Here is a 1,959-nt window from a genome sequence, read left to right as displayed (position 1 = left end):
CCAGCGCGCCGACGTCCGTGCCCGCACCGCTGCCCTCACCGAGGCCGACTTCAACCGCTCCGAGTACTCGGTCCGCGAAGCCGCACAGGAAGCAGCGCTTCACCTGCCGCCGCTGCCCACCACCACCATCGGTTCCTTCCCCCAGACCTCGGAAATCCGCTCCGCCCGTGCCCGCAACAACAAGGGCGACCTCACCAACGAGCAGTACGAACAGCTCATGAAGGATGAGATCAAGCGCGTTGTCGAGCTGCAGGAAGAGCTCGGCTACGACGTCCTGGTGCACGGCGAGCCCGAGCGCAACGACATGGTCCAGTACTTCGCCGAGAACCTCGAAGGCTTCGACGTCACGGTCCACGGCTGGGTCCAGTCCTACGGCTCGCGTTGCACCCGTCCGTCCATCCTTTGGGGCGATGTCACCCGTTCGGCTCCCATCACGGTTGCTTGGGCCGAATACGCGCAGTCCCTCACCAACAAGCCGATGAAGGGCATGCTCACCGGTCCGGTCACCATCCTGGCCTGGTCCTTCGTCCGCGACGACCAGCCGCTGGGCGAGACCGCCAACCAGGTGGGCCTGGCGCTGCGCGACGAAATCGCCGATCTCGAAGCTGCCGGCATCAAGGTCATCCAGGTGGACGAGCCCGCCCTGCGCGAACTCCTGCCGCTGCGCAAGGCCGACCACGCAGCCTACCTGAAGTGGTCGGTTGACTCCTTCCGCCTGGCCACCGCCGGTGCCGCCGACGCCACCCAGATCCACACCCACCTCTGCTACTCGGAGTTCGGCGTGATCATTGACGCGATCGACGGCCTCGACGCCGACGTCACGTCCATCGAAGCAGCACGTTCACGCATGGAGGTTGTCCACGACCTCGAGGCGCATCACTTCGGCCGCGGCGTTGGTCCGGGCGTCTACGACATCCACTCGCCGCGTGTTCCGGGCGAGGCCGAAGTCACCGAGCTGCTGTCCACCGCCGTCAAGCACGTTCCGTCCCGCCAGCTCTGGGTCAACCCGGACTGCGGCCTGAAGACCCGTGGCTACGCCGAGACCGAAGAGTCCCTGCGCAACCTGGTCAAGGCCACCAAGACGGTCCGCGCCAGCCTGCTCGAAGCAGCCAAGTAGACATCACGTAGTACGAACGGCGGCGGCCGGTCACCTCGAAAGGTGACCGGCCGCCGTCGTTAACTCTGCCTCAGGACCTTGGTCCTGCGTCACGACTCCCAGAGGATCTCGTCGTCCACCACGCCGTCCTCGTCCGCCGCGACTACCAGGAGTTCGTCGGTGAAGTGCGAGCCCAAGGTGAAGTCGAGGACGAAATAGCGCTCCGGCTGGCCGGGGTAGATCGCTACATGGCCTAGTTTGAGGGCCTTGAGGAAGACGTCCTTGGTGAGCTGCGTCTTGTCGCGGACGCCGAACACTGCCTCCAGTTGCTCGTCCTTGAGCTGGTTGGAGTGGAAGTGGAGGAATTGCTGGGAGTTGGTGCCGTCCTGGTCCAGCTCCTCGGCGATCATGTCCCGGACCTGGTCCACCAGCTCGGGGAGGTAGCCCAGGCGGTAGTCCACCTTATGGAGTGCCTTCTCGTCGAAGTGGTCGTGCGCCGCGACGTTCAGGTCCAGTTCCAGGGGATTTCCGGCGAGCTCGTGCGAAGCCACGTAACAGTGCTCCCGCCCGTGGTTGAGCTCGATCTCCCCAAAATGTTTGCTCGCTACCTTGCTCATGTCTTCAAGATAGTCCCAAACAAGCGGCGTGTTCCAGCATCCTGGAAGATTTCAGGTGCGTGGTTTGGGCGTTGACTTTTGAGTCGTTTTGGGCATCGTAGCGGCACTGCCGGCGCGGACGGTTGCGGTGCTCCCGCGAAGGGTATCGGCCAGCAATTCCGTGAAGAGTTGCACTTGCGCTGTCCGCTTCTCGTTGATGAGCAGGGCGAACACGTTGCGGGCTAGCCGGATGTCCGGAACGTCGAG

The 1,959-nt window shown here is 64.1% G+C and carries 2 protein-coding genes and 1 pseudogene; 1 reads left to right on the top strand and 2 read right to left on the bottom strand.

Going from position 1 to position 1,959, the window contains the following annotated elements; all coding sequences use genetic code 11:
* A partial coding sequence (gene metE, locus AHiyo1_RS17040; RefSeq protein ID WP_084784557.1) for a 5-methyltetrahydropteroyltriglutamate--homocysteine S-methyltransferase occupies positions 1 to 1,117 on the top strand: 1,117 nt, incomplete at its 5' end.
* Between the two features lie 89 nt (positions 1,118 to 1,206).
* On the opposite strand, the gene AHiyo1_RS17035 is transcribed toward metE, so the two are convergent.
* Together AHiyo1_RS17035 and AHiyo1_RS27085 are read right to left on the bottom strand one after the other, a co-directional pair.
* Positions 1,207 to 1,713: a DUF2004 domain-containing protein gene (locus AHiyo1_RS17035; protein ID WP_059389332.1), complete on the bottom strand. Its 507-nt coding sequence runs from the start codon at positions 1,711 to 1,713 to the stop codon at positions 1,207 to 1,209.
* A gap of 51 nt (positions 1,714 to 1,764) precedes the next feature.
* Positions 1,765 to 1,959 (bottom strand): annotated as a pseudogene (locus AHiyo1_RS27085) (LysR family transcriptional regulator); the annotation flags it as partial.

Source organism: Arthrobacter sp. Hiyo1 (assembly GCF_001263615.2).
Lineage (GTDB): Bacteria > Actinomycetota > Actinomycetes > Actinomycetales > Micrococcaceae > Arthrobacter.
Note: the sequence above shows the minus strand (reverse complement) of the source record. Positions and strands in the feature narration are given on the sequence as shown.

Excerpts from the sequence above, each read along its gene's own strand:
- AHiyo1_RS17035 (WP_059389332.1), bottom strand. The coding sequence starts at position 1,713 with ATGAGCAAGGTAGCGAGCAAACATTTTGGGGAGATCGAGCTCAACCAC.